This is a genomic window from Plantactinospora sp. CNZ320 (assembly GCF_002846275.1).
Window position 1 is genome coordinate 4488794 of the sequence record NZ_PJMP01000001.1, and the last position, 15636, is coordinate 4504429.

The window sequence follows — 15636 nt, forward strand, 5'->3', positions numbered from 1 at the left end:
CGCGGCTGGCCGGCCACCCCGTCAGCTCGCCGCGGGCGCGGCGTCGACGTGCCGGTGCAGGTACTCCCGGATCAGCGCGGTCGCCTCGCCCAGTACCTTCTCGTCGCCCTCCGGATCGCGCCGGAAGGCCAGTTTGATCAACGCGTCGGCCGCCTCGACCGCGATCTCCAGTGCGAAGCGCAGCCGGGGTGCGTCGGTGGTGCCGAACTGCTCGACCAGCACCCGGGCCAACTGTTCGGCGATGACGCCGTTGTTGTCCCGGTCCTCGTCGAGCAGGTGCACGTCGACGACGTCGCCGAAGTGCAGGGTACGGAAGCCGGGTACCCGCCGGTGCATTGTGATGTACTCGTCGATCGCGGCGTCGACCCCGTCCCACCAGTGGGTCAGGTCGCCCCGGGAGAAGCGGTCACTGAGCCGCTCCAGGTACGCCTCCATGTTGCGCAGGGTCAGTGCCTGCACGATCGCTCGCTTGTCGGGGAAGAACTGGTACACCGACCCGATGGCCACTCCGGCGCGCTCGGCGAGCAGGGTCGTGGTCAGCCCCTCGTAGCCGACCTCGTCGACTATCTCGGCACAGGCGTCGAGCATGCGCTGGACCCGGGCGACGCTGCGGCCCTGCACCGGTACGCGGCGCAGTGGACCGGATGTGGCGGTTGACGTGGACACTCGTCGCCACTCCCTTTCGACGGGGTGAAGGTTACTAGGCGTCACGGTTTCGAAACGCTATCCGTACTAACGAGCCGAACGGATATCGGTATTTACTCGCCGTGACGATCCTGATTTACTCGCCCTGGTACACCTTGACGCGAGCCTAATTCATCTTTATCCATTGGCGACCTGGTCAGAGCTGGCGGAGGTCAGATGCGCGGACGTACCGCACCACCCGGAGCCGCCTCCTCATGGTCGAACTGGGCCGGCAACCAGCACGCCAGCGGCGACGCGCTGCGACCGTCGACCGTGGACGAGATCGTCGCCACGGTCCGGGCCACCCGGGCCGCCGGCCGGCGGATCAAGCCGGTCGGCAGCGGCCATTCGTTCACCGCGATCGCCCGCCCCGACGACCAGCGGGTCGATCTCACCGCGCTGGACGGAGCGGTCCGGGTCGATCCCGGCCACCGGCAGATCACGGTACCTGGTGGGGTCACCCTGCACGCGCTCAACGAGGTGCTCGCCGGACACGATCTGGCGCTGGCCAATCTCGGCGACATCGACGCGCAGACGATCGCCGGGGCGATCTCCACCGGTACCCACGGCACCGGCGCCGGATACGGCTGCCTCTCCACCTTCGTCGCCGGGCTGACCCTGGTCACCGGCACCGGTGAGCTGCTGGAATGCTCCGCCGACCGGCACCCCGACGTCTTCGCGGCGGCCCGGGTCGGGCTCGGCGCCCTCGGCGTGATCACCGAGGTCACCCTGAACTGCGTCGACGCCTTCGTACTCCGCGCCGACGAGCGCCCGGCACCACTGCCCGAGGTCCTCGCCGAACTGCCCGAACTGGTAACCGGAAACGACCACTTCGAGTTCTACTGGTTCCCGTACACCGACCGGGTGCAGGTGAAGGTCAACAACCGGGTACCCGTCGACGACCGTCCACTGCCCCGGTTCCGGAGCTGGCTCGACGACGACTTCCTGGCCAACTCCGTCTTCGCCGGAGCCTGCCGGCTCGGCCGGGCCGCCCCGGGCCTGGTACCCACCATCTCCGCCGTCTCCGCCCGGGCGCTCACCGCCCGCAGCTACACCGCCCGCTCCGACCGGGTCTTCTGCACCCCGCGTCGGGTCCGGTTCGAGGAGATGGAGTACGCCCTGCCGAGAGCCGCCCTGCCGGAGGCGCTGGCCGGGCTGCGCCGGGTCATCGAAGAACTGCCGTTCCGGGTGCTCTTCCCGGTCGAGGTCAGGTTCACCGCCCCGGACGACATCTGGCTCTCGCACGGTCACGGGCGCGAGTCGGCGTACGTGGCGATCCACCAGTACGCCGGGATGCCCGCCGAGGCGTACTTCCGGGCCTTCGAGCGAATCGCCACCGAGCTGGGCGGCCGGCCGCACTGGGGCAAGCAGCACTACCGGGACGCCGAGTCGCTGCGCCCGGCGTACCCCCGGTTCGCCGACTTCCTCGCCGTGCGGGACCGGCTCGACCCGGACCGGATCTTCGCCAACGCCTACACCGAACAGGTGCTCGGGCCCTGACCGGGCGAAAATTGCTCGGCTCCGGGGCGGGCAATGTCGTATACAGGGCCGGTGACGAACCATCTGCCACAACCGCACCCCTACTCCGACGCCGACCTGCCCCGGCTGTCCCGGACCTTCGCCACCTGGATCGCCGAGGCCGGCCGGTGCGGATACGACCACGTCGGCGAGGTGCCGCACCGGATCTACGAGAACCTCCGGGGACGACCGGTCGGTGAACTGGTCCAACTCTGGAAGGCTGGCGAGGAGATCGTCGGACTGGCGATCAACCTGCGCTTCGGCGCCGCGTTCGACGTCTTCTGCGCGCCCGCGCTGCGCGGCACCGCCGCCGAGCGGGCGATGCTCCAGACGGCGTACGAGACCACCGCCCGGGCGATGACCGCCGACCGCGACGCCGAGCCGTACGTGCTGACCGACGTCTTCGACCGCGACACGACCCGGATCCGACTGCTCACCGAACTCGGGTTCACCCGGTTCCGCACCTGGGACGACGTGACTGTCCGGGATCTCGCCGACCCGCTCGACGAGGCGGTGGCACCCGAGGGCTTCACGGTGCGTAGCGCCGAACTGGCCGACGCCGACGGACTCGCCCAGGCCCGCAACTCCGCCTTCGAGGCGGACTGGGCGGGCGAGCAGTACCGGTCGGCGGTGATGACCCGGCCCGGCTACACACCGGAACGGGAGATCGTCGCCGAGGCGCCGGACGGGCGGATCGCCGCCTTCGCCGTCTACTGGATCGACGAGCAGAACCGGGTCGGCCACTTCGAGCCGGTCGGTACGCACCGGGACTTCCACCGGCGCGGGCTGGCCAGGGCGGTGATGCTGGACGCGATGCACCGGATGCGGGCCGCCGGGATGGCGACGGTGACCGTCAACTACAACGCGGACAACCTGCCGGCGCAGCGGCTCTACGCCGGCCTCGGCTTCCGCCGCGAGTACCAGACGTACGGCTTCCGCCGCCCCCGCCCCAACTGACCGATCAAAGACAGGTCCAGGATTCTTGGCGAGTTGTGGTTCGCGGTGAGCCGCAACTCGCCAAGAATCCTGGCAATCCTCACTCGGTCGGCTCGGCGGTGGCCGCCGCCTTCCGGGGGGCGGCCTTCTTGGCGGCGGTGGTCTTCTTCGCCGCCGTCTTCTTCGCAGCGGCCGTCTTCTTCGCAGCGGCCGTCTTCTTCGCAGCCGTGGTCTTCTTGGCGGCCGTCTTCTTGGCGGCGGTTCCGTCGCTGGTGGCCTTCGCCGCGGTCTTCTTCGCGGTCGCCTTCTTCGCCGCCCGCTTGCGCGGCGCCGGGCCCTTGGCCCGCTTCTCGGCAAGCATCTCCGACGCCTCCTCCAGGGTCAGCGCCTCCGGAGTCTGGCCGCGCCGCAGCGACGCGTTCGTCTCGCCGTCGGTGACGTACGGCCCGAACCGGCCGTCCTTGATCACCAGCGGCTTCTCGGTCAGCGGATCGGCACCCATCTCCCGCAGCGGCGGGGCCGCCGCCCGGCGCTGCCGGGTCTTCGGCGCCGCCAGCAGGGCCAGCGCCTGCTCCAGGGTGACCGTGAAGAGCTGCTCCTCCGACTCCAGCGAACGGAACTCGTCGCCACGCTTCACGTACGGGCCGTAGCGGCCGTTGTTGGCCAGCACCTCGGCGCCGTCCGGGGCCACCCCGACGACCCGAGGCAGGCTGAGCAGTCGCAGCGCCTCGGTCATCGTCAACGAGTCCGGCGACTGGGAGCGCAGCAGCGAGGACTTGCGCTCGCCACTGGAGACGTACGGGCCGAACCGGCCGGACTTGAGCACGATCGGCTCGCCGGTCTCCGGGTGCTCGCCGAGCTTGCGCTCGCCGCCACCGCCGAGGAAGAGTTCGTGCACCTTCTCCGGGGTCAGCTCGTCCGGGGCCACCCCCTCCGGGATCGGCGCCCGGTCGCCGGCGGGGGTGGCGTCCTCGGGCGGGCCGCCGTCGCCGGTGTCCCGGGCCGTCGGCTCCGCGCCGGGCAGGCTCCGTTGCAGGTACGGCCCGTAGCGGCCGACCCGGACCACGACGTCGCGCCCCTCGTCGTCCCGGAACAGCGGGATGGAGTTGACGCTGCGCGCGTCGATCTCGCTCAGGTTCTCGGTGACCATCTTCTTCAGCCCGCCGGACCGGGCCACCGACTGGTCGCCGCCGTTGTCGCTGCCGAAGTAGAACGAGGTGAGGAAGTCCACCGCCGCGTGGTCACCACCGGCGATCTCGTCCAGCTCGTTCTCCATCGCGGCGGTGAAGTTGTAGTCGACGAGCCTCGGGTAGTGCCGCTCCAACAGGCCGACGACGGCGAACGCCAGGAAGGACGGGATGAGGGCCTGGCCGCGCTTGAAGACGTACCCCCGGTCCTGGATCGTCGCCATGATCGAGGCGTACGTGGAGGGGCGGCCGATGCCCAGCTCCTCCAGCGACTTGACCAGCGACGCCTCGGTGTACCGGGACGGCGGCTGGGTGTGGTGCCCGGTCGCGGCCAGTTCGTCGGCGGTCAGCGGCTGGTCCTTGACCAGGTTCGGCAGTCGCCGTTCGGCGTCCTCGGCCTCGGCGTTCTCGTCGTCGGACGACTCCACGTACGCCCGCAGGAAGCCCGGCTCGGTGATGGTCTTGCCGGTCGCGCCGAAGTCGGCCTCCTCGCCAGCGCCGGAGACCGCCCGGATCCGCACCGAGACGCTGGAGCCGACCGCGTCGGTCATCTGGGACGCGATCGTCCGGCGCCAGATCAGCTCGTAGAGCCGGAACTCCTCGGCGGAAAGTTCGTTCGCCAGCTCACCCGGGGTGCGGAAGTGGTCACCGGCGGGGCGGATCGCCTCGTGCGCCTCCTGGGCGTTCTTCACCTTGCCGGTGTAGCGGCGCGGCTCCGGCGGCACGTTCCGCTCGCCGTACAGCTCGGCGATCTGCCGGCGGGCGGCCGCGATGGCCGTCTCCGACAGGTTCACCGAGTCGGTACGCATGTAGGTGATGTAGCCGTTCTCGTAGAGCCGCTGGGCGGTGCGCATCGTCTGCTGCGAGGAGAAGCGCAGCTTCCGGGCCGCCTCCTGCTGGAGTGTCGAGGTGATGAACGGCGCGTACGGCCGGCGCCGGTAGGGCTTCTCGTCGACCCGGGTCACCGTGAAGGGGCGCCCGTCGAGGCGGGCGGCCAGGCCACGCGCTCCCGCCTCGTCGAGGTGCGTCACCCCGGCGCCCGGCTTCACCTGGCCGGTGGTCGGCTCGAAGTCCTTGCCGGTGGCGATCCGGTCGCCGTTCAGCGCGATCAGGGTGGCGGAGAAGGTGCGCGGCCCGTCGGTGCTGCCCCGCACGGCCAGGGTGGCCAGGATGTCCCAGTATTCGGCGCTGCGGAACGCCATCCGCTGCCGTTCCCGCTCGACCACGATCCGGGTGGCCACCGACTGGACCCGGCCGGCGGAGAGTCCGGAGCGGACCTTCCGCCAGAGCACCGGGGAGACCTCGTAGCCGTAGAGCCGGTCCAGGATCCGCCGCGCCTCCTGGGCGTCGACCAGGTCGCGGTCGATTTCGCGCGGGTTGGCCACCGCCGCCTGGATGGCCTGCCGGGTGATCTCGTGGAAGACCATCCGCTTGACCGGCACCTTGGGCTTGAGCGTCTCGACCAGGTGCCAGGCGATGGCCTCGCCCTCCCGGTCCTCGTCGGTGGCGAGGAAGACCTCGTCCACCTCCTTGGCCAGCCGGGTCAGCTTGGTGATCTGCTGCTTGCGGTCGGGCGACACGACGTAGAGGGCGGCGAACCCGTTGTCGACGTCGACGCCGAGCCGGGCCCACGACTCACCCTTGTACTTCGCGGGCACGTCGTCGGCGTTGCGTGGCAGGTCACGGACGTGACCCAGGCTGGCCTCGACGACGTACCCCGGGCCGAGATAGCCCGAGATCGTCTTGGCCTTCGCCGGTGACTCGACGATGACCAGACGGGTGCTCCTGGCGTTGCTCGGCACGTCTCTCCTGACCTCAATCACGATCTTTCCCCCTGCGGACCGCCCTGTCCGCGCTCGCCACCGGGGCCGATCGGCCGCCCGGAGGCCAGACGTCCAACGTAACGCGCTGCCCGACCGCCGAGTTGCGCGGCCCGCGAAGAGCACCGCTACGCTGCGGTGACGCCGGGTGCAACAGGACGGGACGGGCGGTCATGCCGGACGGCGACACCGTACACCCACCGGGGATCCGCGCGGGACCAACCGGACGGATCATGCCGCACTTGATGGGCCGTTAACCGGATTATCCGAACAAAGCTGACTTCCTGCTGTCCGGGATACGACAGCTGTCGATCCCTTGCGGCCGTGGCCAGGGCTACCGACCGAAATTCGGCCCGACCGGGGCTCACGGCCCACCGCCCGGCCACTGGCTGGGCGGCGCCGCCGGCGGGCGGTCACCCACCAACTCCGCCAGCCGGGCCAGCCGACGCCGCCCGGTGATCCGGTACGCCGGACCGCCCGCCCCGGCGTCGAGCAGCACCGCCGGCAGGCCGATCGCGGCCAGCGCCGCACCGACGGGCTCCCAGCACGCCTCGTCGGCGGCACCGAGCCGGAGCAGGAACCCGAGCGGCTCGGGAGTGCCGGCCGCCGCCGCCCAGAGCCGCAGCCGGGGACCGGTCAGGAAGAAGGCGCCGGGCGGCCGCTTCACCGTGCCGCGCAGCCAACTCGCCGCCAGCGGGGCGAGCAGGGTGCTGTAGGAGGTCTGCACCCCGTGCTGCTCCGCCACCCGCCCCAGCCAACTGGCGGTCAACCCCCGGCGGGCCAGTTCGGCGACGAGTACGTGCACCCGCCAGGCGGCGTCCACCATGACGGTGATCCGGGCCGTCCCACCCATCCGGACCAACTCCCCCGGCCCGGCCAGCAGCCCGGCGAGATCACCGACGGAGGGATCGGCCGCCTCCACCCCGAACAGCGAGAGCTGCCGTACCGGCGGCACCGCCGGGGCAGCCGGCCCGGCGGGCGAACCTGAGCGTTCCCGGCCGGCGCCGGCCGGAGCGGAATCCGGCTCGGACCCCTCCGCCACCGCTCCGGCCGCCGCCGCCCCGGCCGCCACCGCCCCGGCCGCCACCGCTCCGGCCGGCGCCGGGGCCGCTGCCTCCGGAGCGGGTTCCGGCTGGGCCGGAATCAGCGCGGCCGGCTCCGGGGGCGCCGCTTCCGGAGCGGGCCGTCGACCCGGAACGCCCGGGTGACGTCGTTCCGGCGGCGGGTCGGGCGGCTCGGCGACCGCGCCGGCCGGGTCGGGCGACTCGGCCGGTACGGGCGGGACGGGCGGCGTCAGCGACACTCCGGAACCTCGTCGAAGGCCCGCTTCAACTCCACCGAGTCCAGCTCGCTGGTGTCGAGCGAACTGGCGTCGTACTCCTTGTTGAGGGTGTCGACCGCGGCCTTGACGCCGTCGTAGAACTCGCTGGGCTCCCCGGTGCCGAGTGCCTCGATCGCCGCGCCGGCCCGCCCGTAGGCGTCCCGGACCGCGGTCAGCGAGGCGACGAAGCCCTGGGAGACCGCCTCACCCTTGTCGGTGTCCGGTACGCCGGCCGCCGCCACCTTCTGCCGAGCCGTCTCGCTGGCCTGTTCGGCGCCCCGGAGCAGCCGGACCAGGTTCTCCTTGGCCTGCGCCGGACTGGTCTGCGCGGTCATCTGCTGCTGGGTGCTCCGGGTCAGCGTCCCGATCTCGGCCCGCCAGGGGTCCAGTGCCGCGCAGACGGCGGCGGCCCAGGCCTGCGGGGAGGGTCCCCCGGCGCAGCCCCCGAGGAGCAGGGCGATCGTGCACAGGGCCGCCGTGAACCTTCCGGCGGATGCCGTGCGGGGGGTACGCATGCGTTGCAGCGTACGGGTTGGGGTCGGCTTCGCGAGGGGGGTAATCGGCTGAGCCGCCTCCCGACCCCCGCCGGACCGGGCACCGGGGTGGGCTGCGGCGCCGGTGCAGGCAACGGTGCCGGGGCGGGCTGTGCTGGCTCGGGAAAACGGGTCCGGGCCCGCCGCGCGTACGCGACGGGCCCGGTTCGGGTAGCTGCGCTGCCTCAGACGTTCACCGTCGCCGGCTGCTGGTCGGAGCTGCCGCTGCCGGCACCTCCGGCGTCGGAGTCGCCGTCGGACATGGCCACCGGCTTGCGCTTGCTGAAGACCACCGCGGCGGCGATGATCAGCGCCGCGACGACCGCGACCCCGATCCGCAGCGCGGTGTTGGCGTCCTCGCCGACGCTCCAGGCCACCACGGCCGGGGCGATCAGCAGCGAGACCAGGTTCATCACCTTGATCAGCGGGTTGATCGCCGGCCCGGCGGTGTCCTTGAACGGGTCACCGACCGTGTCGCCGATCACCGTGGCCGCGTGCGCGTCCGAGCCCTTGCCGCCGTACGCGCCGTCCTCGACGAGCTTCTTGGCGTTGTCCCAGGCGCCGCCCGAGTTGGCCAGGAAGACCGCCATCAGGGTGCCGGCCCCGATGGCACCGGCCAGGTACGCGGCCAGCGCACCCGGGCCGAGCCCGAAGCCGACCGCGATCGGCGCCAGGATGGCGAGCAGCCCCGGGGTGATCAGTTCGCGCTGCGCGTCCCGGGTGCAGATGTCGACCACCTTGCCGTACTCCGGCCGCTGGCTGTAATCCATGATCCCGGGCAGCTCGCGGAACTGCCGGCGTACCTCCATCACCACGGCACCGGCCGAGCGGGAGACCGCGTTGATGGCCAGGCCGGAGAAGAGGAAGACCACCGCGGCACCGATGATCAGGCCGACCAGGTTGCGCGGGTTGGCCACGTTGAACAGCGCGTCGATCGACAGGTCGGAACCCGCGTCCCGCAGTGCCGTACCCAGCGTGTCGGTGTACGACCCGAAGAGCGCGGTGGCGGCGAGTACCGCCGTGGCGATCGCGATGCCCTTGGTGATCGCCTTGGTGGTGTTGCCGACCGCGTCCAGCTCGGTGAGGGTACGCGCGCCCTGCTCGTCGATGTCGCCGGACATCTCGGCGATGCCCTGCGCGTTGTCGGAGATCGGCCCGAAGGTGTCCATCGCGACGATCACGCCGACCGTGGTGAGCAGGCCGGTACCGGCCAGCGCCACCGCGAAGAGCGAGAGGGTGAGCGACCCGCCACCGAGCAGGAAGGCGCCGAAGACCCCGGCACCGATCAGCAGCGCGGAGTAGACCGCCGACTCCAGGCCGACGCTGATCCCGGCCAGCACGACGGTGGCCGGACCGGTGAGCGACGACTTGCCGATGTCCTGCACCGGCCGCCGGTTGGTCTCGGTGAAGTAGCCGGTCAGCGCCTGGATGGCGGCGGCCAGCACGATGCCGATCACCACGGCGCCGATGGCGAGGATCCGCGGGTCGATCGGGTCGCCGGCGCCCTCGGCGAGGCCGAGCCTGGTCCGCCAGTCGTCACCGAGCAGCTCGGCCCAGGTGGCCGGCAGGTAGACGAAGGACATCACCGCGACCAGGATCGCCGAGACCACCGCCGAGGCGTAGAACGCCCGGTTGATCGCGGTGAGCCCGGACCGGTCGCCGGCCCGCAGCCGGGTGATGAAGACGCCGAGGATGGCGATCAGCACACCGATGGTGGAGACGATGAGCGGGAAGACCAGCCCCTGCTCGCCGAAGGCGGCCCGGCCGAGGATCAGCGCGGCGACCAGGGTGACGGCGTACGACTCGAACAGGTCGGCGGCCATGCCTGCGCAGTCACCGACGTTGTCGCCCACGTTGTCGGCGATTGTCGCCGCGTTGCGCGGGTCGTCCTCCGGGATGCCCTGCTCGACCTTGCCGACCAGGTCGGCGCCGACGTCGGCGGCCTTGGTGAAGATGCCGCCGCCGACCCGCATGAACATGGCGAGCAGCGCGGCACCGAAGCCGAAGCCCTCCAGCACGGTCGGCGCGTCACCCTTGTAGATCAGGACGACCGCCGCCGCACCGACCAGGCCGAGGCCGACGGTGAGGAAGCCGACGACGCCACCTGTGCGGAACGCGATCTGCATCGCCGCTTCCCGACCGCCCTGGTGCTCGCGGGCGGCGGCCGCGACCCGCAGGTTGGCGCGGGTGGCCAGCGCCATGCCGGCGCCGCCGATGAACGCGCTGAACAGGGCACCGACCACGAAGAAGCCCGAGCGGCCGATCTTCACAAGCGTCTCGTTGCCGTCGGTGTCGTGCACCGGCAGCAGGAAGAGCAGGATCACCGCGACCACGACGAAGATCGCGAGGGTGCGGAACTGCCGGAGCAGGTATGCCGAGGCGCCCTCCTGCACGGCCCCGGCGATCTCCTGCATCTTCTCGGTGCCCCTGCCGGTCGACAGCACGGCCTTGGTCAGCGCGCCGGCGAAGCCGAGCGCCACCAGGGCGACAACCGCCGCGACGACGACGTACGACAGGTTCTCACCGCCGAGGGACAGCCCGCCACCGTCGGCGGCCATATGTACGGACATCTATGTCCTCCTGTACCGAACACTCGCGCCGGGCCGGCGGACGAACCGGCCCGACGTCTCCACGCGTGGAGCGCCAACTCGCAAGCGTTCCGCCGACCCACGGCTCCCGGGACCGGCGATGCTCCCCCACCCACAGGAACGGGACCAGCACACTTGCTGATAACCCCGGGTACTCTAGTCGCCCGTGGTGTTGAGGGTCACAACTAGGACCCGCCCCATCGCGATGATCTTCGTCGCTGTGTTAGCCGCGCGGCTCTGGTAATGCGGGTATCGGCCTCTGGTGACGCGGGGGTACCGGCGAGGAGGGGGCTAGCGCCCGAGCGGCCAGGCCATCCGGACCTCGGTGCCGATGCCCTCGTCCACCGGGCGCACCTGGAGGTCCTCCACAAAGCCTGCGAGCAGGGCAAACCCGACACCCACCGTCAGCGCCTCGTCGGTGAGCGACTCGTCGGCCAGCTCGTCCGGCGGCAGCGCGGCCAGCCCCAGGCCGGCCTCGATCGGCGCCCGGTCGATCACCCGTACCGTGTACGCCGGACCGTCGGACATCTCGACCAGCACAAGATCGCTCAGCCCGTACTGGCGGTGCAGGGCGACCGCCCGGGCGCACGCCTCACCGATCGCCAGCCGTACCTCGTCGAGCAGTTCCTCGGGCACGCCGGCCCGCCGGGCCACCGCGACGCCGACCAACCGGGCGGTACGGACGTGGACCGGGGCCGGGGTGAAGGAGAGTCTGACCCTCGACATCACGCGTCGACCGTCGACATCAGGCATCCGTGCGTCGACATCACGCATCGGCACCGGGGGAGTCGGCCGACGTGGCGGCGTCCAGCGTGGGATAGATCGGGAAGACCTGGTCGAGAGCGGTGATCCGGAAGATCTTGAGCAACGGCTCCTTGTCGCAGATCAGCCCGAAGGTCCCGCCGACCGGACGCAGCCGCTTGAGCGCCCCCACCAGCACGCCCAGGCCGGTCGAGTCGAGGAAATCCACCCGGCCCAGGTCCACCACTATCGCCCGGGCCCCGCCGTCGATCAGCTCGACCAGCCGCTCCCGCAGCCGCGGCGCGGTGTAGACGTCGACCTCGCCGCCGACCTCCAACACGGTGTGATCACCGATGGTGCGGGTCGTCAGCGACAGATCCATCAGTCCTCCTCTGACCGCCAGGAACGCTCCTGGGCATCTAACCATCGACCAGCGGACCGCGCATCGAGGGCGGCCGGCCGGCACCCGGCCTTCCGACGCACGTACGAGAGTGCGAGAGTGCAGGGCGTGACGTTTCCCGCAACAGTATCGGCCGGCGCCGGGGGCGGGGACTCCCGCCCGGCCGGTCACCCCGGCGCGGGTGAGCTGCTGGACCTGCTGCGTGCCCGCACACCGGGCGGTGCGGGCGGCAGCCCTGTCACACACGTGGAACGGGTACCGGCCCGCGCCGGCACCGCCGTCGACTGGCCGCAGTGGGTACCGGGAGAACTGCGCGCCGCCCTCGCCGGGCAGGGCGTGGTCGCGCCGTGGCGGCACCAGGCCGAGGCGGCCGGGCACGCGTACGCCGGCCGGCACGTGGTGATCGCCACCGGCACCGCGTCGGGAAAGTCACTCGCGTACCAGCTCCCGGCGCTTGCCACGCTGCTCACCGACCCCCGGGCCACCGTGCTCTACCTCGCCCCGACCAAGGCGCTCGCCGCCGACCAGCTCCGGGCCGTCGCCGCGCTCGACCTCGACGGGGTACGCCCGGCGTGTTACGACGGCGACACCCCGCGCACCGAACGGGACTGGATCCGGCAGCACTCCCGGTTCGTGCTGACCAACCCGGACATGCTGCACCACGGCATCCTGCCCGGGCACGCCAGGTGGTCCGCCTTCCTGCGCCGGCTGGCGTTCGTGGTGGTCGACGAGTGCCACACCTACCGGGGCGTCTTCGGGTCGCACGTGGCACACGTACTGCGCCGGCTGCGGCGGCAGGCGGCGCGCTATCCGGGTACCCGAAGGTCGGTGCCGGGGCAGCGGAGCGCGACCGGCGGCCCCGGGTCGGCACCGGACGGACCGGTCTTCGTGCTGGCCTCGGCGACCTCCGGCGACCCGGCCGCGGCGGCCGAGCGGCTGACCGGGCTGCCGGTCACGGCGGTCACCGAGGACACCGCGCCACGCGGCGGGCTGACCTTCGCGCTCTGGGAGCCGCCGCTGCTGCCGCCGCCCTCGGGCGCCGCGGATCCGGCCCACCCCGCCGGGGAGGCGGCGGCGGGCGCCGGGGTCGACGCCGCCCCGGTACGCCGCTCCGCGTTGCGGGAGACCGCCGACCTGCTCAGCGACACGGTCGCGGCCGGGGTCCGGACGCTGGCCTTCGTCCGCTCCCGGCGCGGGGCCGAGGTGATCGCGACCACCGCCCGGCGCTCGCTGGACGAGGCGGTGCCGGGGCTCGGCGCCCGGGTCGCCGCCTACCGGTCGGGCTACCTGCGCGAGGAACGCCGCTCCCTGGAGCAGGCGCTGCTCGGCGGCGAACTGCTCGGGCTCGCCTCCACGAGCGCGCTGGAACTCGGCGTCGACCTGGTCGGGCTGGACGCCGTGCTGATCTGCGGCTACCCCGGCACCCGGGCCTCGCTCTGGCAGCAGGCCGGCCGGGCCGGGCGCTCCGGCCGGGAGGCGCTGGCCGTGCTGGTGGCCCGGGACGACCCGCTGGACACCTATCTGGTGCACCACCCGGAGGCGCTGTTCGGCCGGCCGGTCGAGGCGACCGTGCTCGACCCGGCCAACCCGTACGTGCTGGGGCCGCAACTGGCCTGCGCCGCCGCTGAGTCCCCGCTCACCCCGGCCGACCTGGAACTCTTCGGGGAGGGGGCGAAGGAGGCGGTCGAGGCACTGGTGGCCACCGGCGCGCTCCGGCACCGCCCGACCGGCTGGTACTGGCGGCACGTCGGGCGGCCCGAGGTGGACCTGCGCGGCACCGGCGGCACCCCGGTGGACGTGGTCGAGTCGTCCACCGGCCGGCTGCTCGGCACCGTCGACCCGGCGTCGGCGCACTTCCAGGTCCACCCCGGCGCCGTCTACCTGCACCAGGGCGTGTCGTACGTGGTCGACGCCCTCGATCTCGACGACGGCTGCGCGCTGGTGCACGCCGAGGAGCCGGACTGGTCCACCCATCCCAGGGACGTCACCTCGCTCTCCGTCGTCTCGGTCCGCTCCTACCTCGACGCCGGTCCGGTCGGGATGTTCCTCGGCGAGGTCGACGTGACCAGCCAGGTGGTGTCGTACCAGCGCCGGCGGCTCGCCTCCGGCGAGGTGCTGGCCACCCTGCCGCTGGACCTGCCCGCCCGCGAACTGCGTACGGTCGCGGTCTGGTTCACCGTCTCGCCCGAGTCGCTGGCGGCGGCCGGGGTGGAGGCGGCCGAGGTGCCGGGCGCACTGCACGCGGCCGAGCACGCCGCGATCGGGCTGCTGCCGCTGGTCGCCACCTGTGACCGCTGGGACATCGGCGGGCTGTCGACGGCGAACCATCCGGACACTGAGGCGCCGACGGTCTTCGTCTACGACGGGCACCCGGGCGGCGCGGGTTTCGCCGAGCGGGCGTACCGGGCGGCGTCGCAGTGGCTGTCGGCGACCCGGGACGCGATCGCCGAGTGCGGCTGCGAGGCCGGCTGCCCGTCCTGCGTGCAGTCCCCGAAGTGTGGAAACGGCAACAACCCGCTGGCCAAGCCGGAGGCGGTCCGGGTCCTCGACGTGGTGCTGTCCAACCTGGCCAGGGTGGCTCCGGCGGAGCCCGGCGGCCCGGCCCCGCAGACTGATCGCGGATAGTCGGTATTCGCACGCATGGATCTATGGGGATTCGGTTAAGTTACGCTGGGAGCGCTTCCACGGATCCGCCTGAGGAGGACGTCGTGGCCGACACCATCGCCGAGACCGTCGAACTGCTGTACACCATCGACCAGGCACATCTGACCGTCGACCAGCAGATCGCGCTCTCCCAGGCGTACGCGGCACTGGCCCAGGCAGAACGCCTGGACCAGATCCACCAGATGCTGCACAGCATCCACCAGGTGCTGAACAGCTGGGTGGTACGCCGGGCCACCGAGGGCAGTCTCCGCTGACCACAGCGCCGAGAATCGCCGGTATCGGCAACGAGTGCGAACTGGTCGGGTGCGACGGCGACAGTCAGGAGGTTCCCGCCCTGGCCTGCCACTACCGCGAGCCAACCTACCGCCGATCTCGGTAGCGCGTGATGTCGATGTGGGTGACCAGGCCGTCGTGGACGCGGATCCGGATCAGCGCGTAGGGGTGACCACCAGGAGCGATGATCGCCCCCGGGCGGCCCTCGACGAGGGCGGGGACGGCGGCGGCGATGCGGTCCACGAACCTCCTGGTCTCCGTCGCGATCGCCGTGGCGCCTCGGACGATGGTCTCCGCGCCTTCGGTGAGGAGCCTGGGGTCGGCCGTACGGACGGCATCGGGTGCCAGCAGCGTGACGAGTCGCGCGATGTCGCCGCCACGCGCGGCGGCGAGGAAGGCGTCGATAATCTCGATCTCGTGGGTGAACTTCCGTGAACTGACCGGATCGGCGTCCCGAAGCCGGAGCCGCGCCCGGCTGGCGAGCTTCTTCGCCGCAGCGATGCTCGTGTCGAGCACGGTCGCGATCTCGTCGAACGGGATGGCGAACAGATCGTGCAGAACATAGGCCACCCGCTCTCTGGGTGAGAGTTCGTCGAGGACGACGAGCAGCGCCCGGGAGACGTCCTCGCGACGCAGAAACGCCTCGTCGGCCGCGATCTGCTCGCCGGGAACGTCATCGGCCATGAGCGGGACCTCGCCCCGGCGGTGTCGGGCCCGAAGCTGGTCGAGACAGAGACGTGCGATCACCGTCGTGAACCACCCGTCCGGATTTACCAACTCGTCCGGCTCCACTGATTGCGCGCGCAGCCAGGCGGCCTGCACCGCGTCCTCGGCATCGTGATGGGAACCGACGATGCGATGGGCAAGCGACAGCAGGCGTGGCCGCGAAGCCTCGAAGTGTTCGACGAGATCCACAGGGCTGGTCACAGGGCTGGTCACCTTTCGTGCGGGTCGAGCGTCAGGAGGGCGAG

At 71.9% G+C, this 15636-nt stretch carries 12 protein-coding genes; 4 read left to right on the forward strand and 8 right to left on the reverse strand.

The window, feature by feature from the left end; all coding sequences use genetic code 11:
* Positions 1–21: 21 nt before the first annotated feature.
* Positions 22–588, reverse strand: a complete 567-nt coding sequence (locus tag CLT71_RS19945; protein ID WP_101371620.1) for a TetR family transcriptional regulator — start codon at positions 586–588, stop codon at positions 22–24.
* A gap of 273 nt (positions 589–861) precedes the next feature.
* On the opposite strand from CLT71_RS19945, the gene CLT71_RS19950 reads away from it, so the two are divergent.
* Entirely contained in the window at positions 862–2184 is a 1323-nt protein-coding gene (locus CLT71_RS19950; RefSeq protein ID WP_101368434.1) for a D-arabinono-1,4-lactone oxidase, read from the forward strand.
* A gap of 51 nt (positions 2185–2235) precedes the next feature.
* Positions 2236–3159: a GNAT family N-acetyltransferase gene (locus tag CLT71_RS19955; RefSeq protein ID WP_158242267.1), complete on the forward strand. Its 924-nt coding sequence runs from the start codon at positions 2236–2238 to the stop codon at positions 3157–3159.
* Positions 3160–3238: 79 nt separating this feature from the next.
* On the opposite strand, the gene topA is transcribed toward CLT71_RS19955, so the two are convergent.
* The 6 genes from topA to CLT71_RS19990 form a co-directional block, all read right to left on the reverse strand.
* Positions 3239–6127 carry a type I DNA topoisomerase gene (topA, locus tag CLT71_RS19960; protein WP_101368436.1) on the reverse strand — a complete coding sequence of 963 codons (2889 nt, stop codon included), beginning with the start codon at positions 6125–6127 and terminating at the stop codon, positions 3239–3241.
* 382 nt (positions 6128–6509) lie between these two features.
* Positions 6510–7217, reverse strand: a complete 708-nt coding sequence (locus CLT71_RS19965; protein ID WP_486483699.1) for a hypothetical protein — start codon at positions 7215–7217, stop codon at positions 6510–6512.
* A 221-nt stretch (positions 7218–7438) separates the two neighbouring features.
* A complete protein-coding gene (locus CLT71_RS19975) occupies positions 7439–7981 on the reverse strand; it encodes a hypothetical protein (RefSeq protein WP_101368437.1) in 543 nt (180 codons plus the stop codon).
* Between the two features lie 203 nt (positions 7982–8184).
* Positions 8185–10569, reverse strand: a complete 2385-nt coding sequence (locus CLT71_RS19980) for a sodium-translocating pyrophosphatase (RefSeq protein ID WP_101368438.1) — start codon at positions 10567–10569, stop codon at positions 8185–8187.
* Between the two features lie 309 nt (positions 10570–10878).
* A complete protein-coding gene (locus tag CLT71_RS19985) occupies positions 10879–11316 on the reverse strand; it encodes an ATP-binding protein (RefSeq protein WP_101368439.1) in 438 nt (145 codons plus the stop codon).
* Between the two features lie 37 nt (positions 11317–11353).
* Complete coding sequence (locus CLT71_RS19990; protein ID WP_101368440.1) at positions 11354–11710, reverse strand: STAS domain-containing protein; 357 nt, start codon at positions 11708–11710, stop codon at positions 11354–11356.
* Positions 11711–11914: 204 nt separating this feature from the next.
* Here CLT71_RS19990 and CLT71_RS19995 point away from each other — a divergent pair, with 204 nt between their 5' ends.
* Positions 11915–14353, forward strand: a complete 2439-nt coding sequence (locus CLT71_RS19995) for a DEAD/DEAH box helicase (protein ID WP_486483700.1) — start codon at positions 11915–11917, stop codon at positions 14351–14353.
* Positions 14354–14436: 83 nt separating this feature from the next.
* Positions 14437–14646 (forward strand): hypothetical protein, encoded by a 210-nt coding sequence (locus CLT71_RS20000; protein ID WP_101368442.1) that lies wholly within the window; start codon positions 14437–14439, stop codon positions 14644–14646.
* A gap of 106 nt (positions 14647–14752) precedes the next feature.
* Here the strand turns inward: CLT71_RS20000 and CLT71_RS20005 are convergent, their stop codons facing one another.
* Positions 14753–15592 (reverse strand): sigma-70 family RNA polymerase sigma factor, encoded by an 840-nt coding sequence (locus CLT71_RS20005; protein WP_199187660.1) that lies wholly within the window; start codon positions 15590–15592, stop codon positions 14753–14755.
* Positions 15593–15636 lie beyond the last annotated feature (44 nt).